The organism is Kribbella albertanoniae, assembly GCF_004348455.1.
In the GTDB taxonomy this organism is placed as follows: Bacteria; Actinomycetota; Actinomycetes; order Propionibacteriales; family Kribbellaceae; genus Kribbella; species Kribbella albertanoniae.
The window spans coordinates 1-6,860 of the sequence record NZ_SMKA01000377.1; the positions used below are offsets into that span (position 1 = coordinate 1).

A 6,860-nucleotide genomic window follows, 5' to 3' on the forward strand; every position below is an offset into this window, starting at 1 on the left:
GGCAACTACCTCCTCAACCAACGCGAGTACAACCCCACCACCGCCACCTTCCTCACCCCCGACCAAGCCGGCTCCCCAAACCCCTACGCCTACACCTCCGGCAACCCCCTGAAATCCACCGACCTCCAAGGCCTCTCCGACGTCGACGGCACCCTCACCGACGTCTCCCACATCTCCGGCTACGCCTCCACCGGCGCCCTGGCAGTAGCCATCACCTGCACCTTCGTCCGCGCCTGTGCCCCCGCCATCCCCATAGCCATGCAGTTCTCCGCCGCCACCGGCGTCCTCTCAGCCGGCACCGCCGGCATCCTCGACTCCCAAGCCTGCGTACTAAAAGGCAACTGCTCAGCCTTGGCTGCCGACATAGCCGTAGGCGCCGTCGCCAGCCGATTCCCTGCCCTCGGCCGGGCCCGAAGCGGAGCACTCGAGCAGGCAGCCCGACTCGGTCCTGATTCCGCGCGCAACAACGCCACTCGGGCAGGCCTCCTCACCCAGGCCAGGCGTGCCGAGGCTGCATCCATCACTACAGATGCCGGCTACCTGAAGGCAGAAGTCATCGACGCGTCAGATCGCATCATCGACGGCGAGGACCTGGGGAATCCTGCGGTTATTCGAGCGCTCACGGCCGACGGAAGTGACATCGCAGATTGGGGAAAGTATTCGACGAAGACGTATCGGAGTCCCTCCGGGCCGTTCCAGGTGCATTTCTACTACAATTCGGTGACCGGAAGAATGAACTACGACATTGATTACAAGTCGAAACTAAATCTCGGGAGGTGAATGTGCGGGTTCGTTGCCTGCGGATCGTCAATCCGGTGACCCGTGAGTTGGAGGAGCAAAATTCCTCGATCGAGGTCGGCCGGGAGTATGTGGTACTCGAGGTTCTTGCGTCACCGGGGAGGTACGTCCACTTGCGGCTGGACCTGGCGCCGGGAGTGCCGAGTCTCTGGGACGCGGAGATGTTCGAGACCGTTGATCCGGGCGTTCCGCCGAACTGGGTAGCGACGATCAGGGATGGTGGGTTTCTGGCGCTCGGTCCAGCACGCTGGCGTGACGGCTTCTGGGAGCGGTACTTCGACGACGATCCAGAGGCAATTGTCACCTTCGAAGCTGAGCGTACTGCGATCGTCGGCGAGTCCAGAGGTCTTGAGTCGTGACCCGACAGCGATGACGAGGAGTCTGGAGAACGACCTGTTGTCGCGGCTGCTGTTCGAGGGTCCTGGTGCGCGGTGCTGCACGTTGTTCGTCGAATCTGGATGCGAGAAGGACGATGGCGGTGGCGGGTTCAGGAATGAGTGACACGCGAGAGTTCCTTGCCGAGTTTGGAGCAGTTGCGCAATCGGCCGGTTCTCGGCGCCTGGTGACACCGACTGTTGTCATCGGCAGTTGGCGGCTCTTTGTGGAGCTGTGCGAAGAGGGGTATGGCGACAACATCGAGGAGTTCGACCACGATCTTTCGGTGCGGAGACTGATCGACAGGATCCTGCAGAGTCCGATGCTTCAAGGGTTTGAGCAGATGGACTGGGTGCGCGCGGAGATCGAGGCACTGGACGCGAGGTATCGCGCGTTACTCATCGATCTGGATCGCGGGGACGAGCGCGGGTGGTGGGAGCGGGGAATTCCGCGGTTGGCTGGGCCGGAGCTTGCCGGCGACTTTGCGGAGCGGTACGGCGTCGGCGTTGAGGTCGTGGACTGAGTGACGGGACAGATGTGATGGGGAGCGACCGCCTCGCGCGGGATGCGGCCGTCGTGATCGTTGACGGAGACGAGGTTCCTGGGCTGTCGTTCTACGGGCTGGTGGGACGAGGCTGTCTCGGGACCTTCGTGTTGCCGGCGGGCGAGTGGCCGGGTGATCCAGAGGCCAGGTTTTACCTGTTGCATGGCGTGGCCTGGGAGGTGGCGAACTGGGACCTTCCGGTGGTTGTTTGGTCAACGGGCGGCCGGTTCAGGGACGCGATTCGGCAGACGCTGGCGGCAGTGATCGCGGCGGGTTGCCGGGTTGCCTGGGTGGCTGCTGAGGGTTTTCCGTTCTGCGACCCGCCTGCGTTGTTCGATCCGGAGTGCATGTCGGGCGGTGTACTGGCATGGATGACTGCCGAAGGAGATTTCGCGTGTCCGCTAGACCCTGATGCGCCGTTGCCACCGGTGAATGACGAGCAACTGATGATGCTCAGGCAGTACTCGCTGGGACTGGCCGACGCGGATTAGGTGCCTTGCGCGAGAACGCGGTGATGCTCTCGGCGGACAGGATGTGCGATGACGGCGTACGGGGAGTTCGCGGCGCAGCCCGTGTTGCGGAGAAACTCTGTTGACCCTGGTAGACGGGTAGCGAAGGCTGCTTGGCATGTTGACCGATGGCGAGATCGCGTCGTTCATGCGGGATGGATTCGTCGTCGTTCGGGGTGCTGTGCCGCGTCCGGTGGTGGATGCCTGTGTGGATGTGGTTTGGGAGGAGTTGGAAGGGCGTGGCGTCAGGAGGGCTGATGCCGGGTCCTGGAAGGCGCCGGTCGAGCGGATCGTCTGTCCTGAGGAAGGCGAACCGGCTTTCGCTGAAGCGGGTACGGCCGGTGTGCTGTGGGAGGCCTACGACCAGCTGATCGGTCCGGACAAGTGGTGGAAGCGTGAGGGAATGGGTGGAACGATTCCCGTGCGGTTCCCGCATCCCGCTGACCCGGGGGACGCGGGCTGGCACATCGAGACCAGCTACTGGGACGGCACCGATTGGCGGGCGAACATCCGGAGTCGTGAACGCGGTCTGCTTTCGCTCTTCCTGCTGACCGATGTAGGCGCCGACGATGCTCCGACCCGGATCCGAGTCGGTTCGCACGCGGACGCCGCGCGTGTCCTGGCTCCAGCAGGCGATGACGGGCTCACCATGGCCGAGTCGGGTCCGCCGATCGTCGAGGCAAGCGCGGACCGGCGGGTTGTCGAGGCCACGGGCTCGGCCGGGGATGTCTATCTGTGCCACCCGTTTCTCGTCCACGCCGCCTCGTGGCCGCACCGCGGCATCAGCCCACGCATCATCACCCAGCCAGGTGTTGCGCTTCTGGAACCCTTCACGTTGACAGACCCAACCGCCGCGCACCCCGTGGAAGCCGCCATCCTCGCCGCGATCTCCGGATAGCCAGAGCTCACGCAGTTCGAGTCGGCGGGGTTCGGCCGGGCACGTCGACTGTAAATCGGTTGAGGTGGGCGGGGGTTGTTCGGATGATGTGGGTATGACTACGACCTTTGGGGTGTTGCTGGCGAGACTGGTTGCCGACGTGGCGGCTGGGGCTCAGCAGCAGGGTGGTCGTTGTTGGAGGTCTCGCCGCTTCCGATCGTGATCGAGGTGGTGGTCGCCGGGGTGCTGGCCGGGTATGGGATTGCTGTGCCGGTTGGGCCTGTGGGGACCTATCTCGTGGGGTTGAGTGAGCGGAGTTCGGGGCGCGTCGCGGCCTGTGCTGCCTTGGGGATCGCCTCGGCTGACGGAATCTACGCGCTGGTGGCTGCGGTAGCGGGTGCAGCGCTCGCGCCAGTTCTGGTGCCGGTCGTGGTGCCGTTGCGGTGGGTTTCCGTGGCGGTGCTGATTGGGCTGGCGGCGGTGGGCGCAGTCACTGGGGTACGGCGGTATCGGGCGCGCCGGTTGACTGGGGTCGTTCGGGAAGCGCCGGTGCGCGGCAGTACGGCGTACTTCGGGATGCTCGGGATGACGTTGCTCAGTCCGATGACGGTGATCTACTTCGCAGCGCTGGTACTCGGCAGCTCGGGGACCGGGTCGGCCCCGGTGTTCGTGGCGGCCGCGTTCCTGGCGTCGGCCAGCTGGCAACTGCTGCTCGCCGGTGGCGGTGTACTGCTGGGACGCGTGCTGACCGGGAACCTCGGGCGACTCGTGACGGCGCTGGCGTCGAGTGTGGTGATCGTGGTGCTGGCGGTTCGCCTGGTTGTTTAGGCGATCGCCTGCGTGATCTCTGCCAACTCCGTTGCCCTTGGCCTGCAATCGAAGGTCACCTCGGACCACCGCGCCCGGTCGCACCAGTCGATGATCTCCTGGGCGTCGGGGCGATCGGCGGGGTCCTTGGCAAGCATGCGCAGCAGTTGGCGGCCGACCCCGGCCTCCACGCCTGAGGGCACGGTCGGTACGCCGCTCACATGCCGCCGGAGCACTCCGGTCGGGGTGTCGGCCAGGAAAGGCGGGGCGCCGGTGAGCAGTTGATAGAGGACGCAGCCCAGTGAGTAGATGTCGGCGGCCGGGCCGGCGGGATCGGCCCGGGCCCGTTCGGGAGCGACGTAGAAGCTGGTCCCGAGCAGGTGGTCGTGCGTCTCCCGGTCGTCGGTCGTGTCGTCGAGGAAGCGGGCGATGCCGAAGTCGGCGATCTTGACGGTGCCGTCCTCGCCGAGCAGGAGGTTGGCGGGTTTGATGTCGCGGTGGACGACGCCTTCGTGGTGTGCGGCGAGCAGCCCGTCGGCCGTCTGCGCGACGATCCGCACGACGGCCTGCATCGAGAGGGGGCTGCCACGACGCAGCTCGCCCGCGACCGTCGTCCCGTGGACGAACTCCATCACCAGATAGTGCGAGTCGTCGTACGAGCCGAAGTCGTGGACGTCGACCACATGCGGATTGTTGATCACAGCACCGGCTTGAGCCTCGTGCTGGAGCCGCGCTCCGCCCTGATGGTCCGCGAGCAGCTTGATCGCCACCGGCCGCATCAGCACGGTGTCCCTCGCGCGCCAGACTTCGCCCATGCCGCCGCGCCCGACAACCGCCTCCAGCTCGTACCTGTCCGCGATGCGCATGGGCTGCTCCCGGGTCTCTTCCGAGCCAGTACCCAATCACGGTACGCCGCCAAACCACCGTTGCCTAGGGCAACTGGCGGGCCACCGCGCCGGCGGGGTTGAGGAACAGCAGGACCGGTGGGCCGGTGTTGGGCAGGATCTCCGTGTACGCCTGCAATTGCGGAGCGTAGTAGGCGACACGGCTGTCCAGCGCGGCCGCCGGTATGGCGTCGGTCTTGTAGTCCACGACGGTGAGCCGGCCGTCGTCCTCTCGGTAGATCAGGTCGACGAAACCCTCGAGGACCGTGCCGTCGGGCTGCACAGTGCCGACGTACGACTCGCGCCAATGGTCGCGGGCTGCCGCGCGTTGCACGACCTCCGCGCCGAGGGCCGAGCGAACCAGCGCAGTCACGACGTCGGTGTACTCGAGGACACCTTCGGCGAGGCACTGGGCCGCGACCGCGGATTCGAGACCGGCGCCGGTGGACAGGTCGACGACCTGCAGTACGCCGTGGACTGCGCGCCCGATCGCGGTTCCGTACCGGCCCTTCGACCACGGCGGGAGCTCGAGATCACGCGGAGCCTTTGTCGTACCAGGGTCCACGTCGGCCAACGCGGTTTCGGGCCCCGTGCCTTCGAGCCCGGACGCGCTGCGAGCAGAAGGACGGCGACTGGATTGGCGGGCCGCGGTGATCTGCTCGTCCCAGTCGCGTCGGCTCATCGGCGGGGTGACTTCCGACGTCGACCGCGGGTCGCGATCGGCCGGCGGCGGGCCGTCGAACAGAGTGATCCCCGGGACCTCCGCAGCGCCGGCGGAGGCGAAGAGCTCGGCATTGCTGGAGTGACGGCGGGTCCCCGACCGGTGCAGCGAGACGACCAGGTGGTCGCGGGCACGCGTCGCGGCGACATACAGGAGGCGGCGGCGTTCGAAGTCGTCCATCTGCTCGTCGACCGGCTGGACGAGATCGAAGTCCTCGGTCTGCACTGACGCCTTGAGCTTGACGGCATAACCGCCGTCCGGCGGCCAGAGCACCTGGACACCGCGCTGACGGTTCGGCGCGGCCGTCATACCGGACAGGATGACGATCGGGAACTCAAGCCCCTTCGCGGCGTGGATCGTCATCACCCGCACGGCGTCCGCATCGGTCTCGGGCAGCACGGCCTCGGCAACGCGGGACGTCTCCTCGCCTTGGTGTGCGGCCCAAGCGAGGTACGAGCGGAGACCGCCGTGCTCGACCTCGGACCAGGCGCGCGCCTGATCGACGACGAACCTGATCCGGCGCCACGTGTCGCGAGCGCGCGGCCCGATCGCAGCGACCTCCAGCATGCGGCGGTCGGCGACGATCTTGGCCAGCACCTCGCTCGGTGTGAGCCAGCGAGAGGCGTAGTACGTGCGGCGCAGCCACTCCATCGCTTCGCAGATCGGATGCGTCAGCAAGTCGTCGGCGACCGGCGCGGTCAGCGTGAATGAACCGCCGGACCGCTTCCAGGTGAACAGGTCGTCATCGCCACAGCCGAAGAGGGGCGAACGCAACGTGGTGACCAGCGCGAGCTGATCGCTCGGATCGCCGAGCGCGCGGGCGCAGGCGAGCAGGTCGCGGACCTCGGCGGTCTGGTAGACGAGCGAGCTGGCCTCAGCCCGGTAAGGGATGTCGGCCCGATCCAACGCGTCCTCGAGGAACGGCAACGACGTACGGGCAGGAACCAGTACGGCGATGTCGCCGGCCGCCGCCGGTCGCCAGGCCGACGTCCGTTCGTCGTACACGAGCCAGCCGTCGCGGAGCGCCTGATCGACGGTCGCCGCAACGTCGGAGGCTTCGCGCTCGCGCAGCACCGAGGCCTGGGCGCGCGGCAAATCGTCATGGGGGACCGCGCCGAGGACCGTGACCGCGGGGCCGGACACGGAGTCGTCGTACGGCGCTGGCTCGGGCTCGCTAGGCGCAGTGTCGGTCGCACGTCGGAAGGGCAGCACCGTCGCCAACTCAGGCCCGGAAGGCTCGGAGGGCTCGGCGGGCTCGGCGGGCTCGGAGTCCAAGAAGTCGAACAGGGTGAGCTCGTCGTCGGAGTCACGGGTGACCTTGGCAGGGAGCGGACCGGGTGGCGGA

Annotated in this window: 8 protein-coding genes; 6 read left to right on the plus strand and 2 right to left on the minus strand. The window is 67.0% G+C overall.

The window, feature by feature from the left end; all coding sequences use genetic code 11:
- From E1261_RS41900 to E1261_RS41925, 6 genes are all read left to right on the plus strand, one after another.
- Nucleotides 1-780: RHS repeat-associated core domain-containing protein (locus tag E1261_RS41900; protein WP_275938391.1), on the plus strand; the 780-nt coding region annotated here is incomplete at its 5' end.
- Between the two features lie 35 nt (nt 781-815).
- Nucleotides 816-1,157 carry a hypothetical protein gene (locus E1261_RS41905; RefSeq protein ID WP_132415396.1) on the plus strand — a complete coding sequence of 114 codons (342 nt, stop codon included), beginning with the start codon at nt 816-818 and terminating at the stop codon, nt 1,155-1,157.
- A gap of 113 nt (nt 1,158-1,270) precedes the next feature.
- A complete protein-coding gene (locus tag E1261_RS41910; protein WP_132415399.1) occupies nt 1,271-1,696 on the plus strand; it encodes a hypothetical protein in 426 nt (141 codons plus the stop codon).
- A 17-nt stretch (nt 1,697-1,713) separates the two neighbouring features.
- A complete protein-coding gene (locus tag E1261_RS41915; protein ID WP_132415402.1) occupies nt 1,714-2,208 on the plus strand; it encodes a hypothetical protein in 495 nt (164 codons plus the stop codon).
- Between the two features lie 136 nt (nt 2,209-2,344).
- Nucleotides 2,345-3,124, plus strand: coding sequence for a phytanoyl-CoA dioxygenase family protein (locus tag E1261_RS41920; protein WP_132415405.1), 780 nt, complete (start codon nt 2,345-2,347; stop codon nt 3,122-3,124).
- Between the two features lie 174 nt (nt 3,125-3,298).
- Complete coding sequence (locus tag E1261_RS41925; RefSeq protein WP_238176784.1) at nt 3,299-3,931, plus strand: lysine transporter LysE; 633 nt, start codon at nt 3,299-3,301, stop codon at nt 3,929-3,931.
- On the opposite strand, the gene E1261_RS41930 is transcribed toward E1261_RS41925, so the two are convergent.
- Nucleotides 3,928-4,776, minus strand: a complete 849-nt coding sequence (locus tag E1261_RS41930) for a serine/threonine-protein kinase (RefSeq protein WP_132415408.1) — start codon at nt 4,774-4,776, stop codon at nt 3,928-3,930. The genes E1261_RS41925 and E1261_RS41930 overlap by 4 nt on opposite strands.
- Before the next feature lie 64 nt (nt 4,777-4,840).
- Nucleotides 4,841-6,860 (minus strand): UvrD-helicase domain-containing protein (locus tag E1261_RS41935; protein ID WP_238176785.1); only part of this gene is annotated, 2,020 nt, incomplete at its 5' end.

Coding starts and splice junctions, on each gene's coding strand:
- E1261_RS41910 (WP_132415399.1), top strand. CDS start 1,271: ATGGCGGTGGCGGGTTCAGGAATGAGTGACACGCGAGAGTTCCTTGCC.
- E1261_RS41915 (WP_132415402.1), top strand. CDS start 1,714: ATGGGGAGCGACCGCCTCGCGCGGGATGCGGCCGTCGTGATCGTTGAC.
- E1261_RS41920 (WP_132415405.1), top strand. CDS start 2,345: ATGTTGACCGATGGCGAGATCGCGTCGTTCATGCGGGATGGATTCGTC.
- E1261_RS41930 (WP_132415408.1), bottom strand. CDS start 4,776: ATGCGCATCGCGGACAGGTACGAGCTGGAGGCGGTTGTCGGGCGCGGC.